The 766-nt window shown below is 20.8% G+C and carries 2 protein-coding genes; one reads left to right on the forward strand and one right to left on the reverse strand.

Going from position 1 to position 766, the window contains the following annotated elements:
* The first annotated feature begins 202 nt into the window (after positions 1-202).
* Positions 203-592 carry a hypothetical protein gene (locus DIT71_RS18605; protein WP_241521301.1) on the forward strand — a complete coding sequence of 130 codons (390 nt, stop codon included), beginning with the start codon at positions 203-205 and terminating at the stop codon, positions 590-592.
* Here DIT71_RS18605 and DIT71_RS18610 read toward each other — a convergent pair.
* Positions 541-699 (reverse strand): NADH-quinone oxidoreductase subunit H, encoded by a 159-nt coding sequence (locus DIT71_RS18610; RefSeq protein WP_101335836.1) that lies wholly within the window; start codon positions 697-699, stop codon positions 541-543. The two genes, DIT71_RS18605 and DIT71_RS18610, sit on opposite strands and share 52 nt — an antisense overlap.
* Between the last annotated feature and the right edge of the window lie 67 nt (positions 700-766).

Genomic DNA, 766 nt, shown 5'->3' on the forward strand with positions numbered 1-766 from the left:
TTAGTTTTTTGTATTTTATAATATTTATAGTTTTTTGAATAATTTATGAAATTCAGGATTTTATAATTTTATAAGTTGTGTTTGGCTTTATTTTAATTGTTTTGAAAACAATTTTTAAGAAATTTTCTTTAAAGTCTGATTGGTTAGTTTAAGTAAAACATAAATTTTGTAAATTTAAAATTAATTAAATATGAATGGAATAATGAATGGTAATATAATAATAAATATTGATAAAGGTAGAAATATTTTTCATCTTATTAATATTAATATATCATATCGAAATCGAGGATATGTTCCTCGTACTCAAATTAATATAATTGTGATTATGATTATAATTGTTATTGAAATGATAGATTTAATAGGACTAAAAAATATTATAGTTGAAATTATTCTTAAAATAAGTATTCTTAAATATTCTGATAGAAAAATTAAAGCAAATCATCCTCCTATATATTCAACATTGAAACCTGAAACTAATTCGGATTCTCCTTCTGCAAAATCGAATGGTCTACGATTAGTTTCTGCTAAACAAGAAGATAATCATATAATAAATAAGAGAATATTTCCAAAAAAAAAGTATAATATATACTGAGATTCTTCTATTTGAGTAAATGAATAGGATTGAGATAATAAAACTAAAAATAAAATGATTATGAAAAATGGTACTTCATAAGAAATTATTTGTGCAACTCTTCGAATAGATCCTAAATGACAATATTTTGAATTAGTTGATCATCCAATAAGTAGAATGAAATATACTCCTATT

The sequence above is a fragment of the Marinobacter vulgaris genome (genome assembly GCF_003344045.1).
In the GTDB taxonomy this organism is placed as follows: domain Bacteria; phylum Pseudomonadota; class Gammaproteobacteria; order Pseudomonadales; family Oleiphilaceae; genus Marinobacter; species Marinobacter vulgaris.

Coding starts and splice junctions, on each gene's coding strand:
- DIT71_RS18605 (WP_241521301.1), top strand. CDS start 203: ATGAATGGTAATATAATAATAAATATTGATAAAGGTAGAAATATTTTT.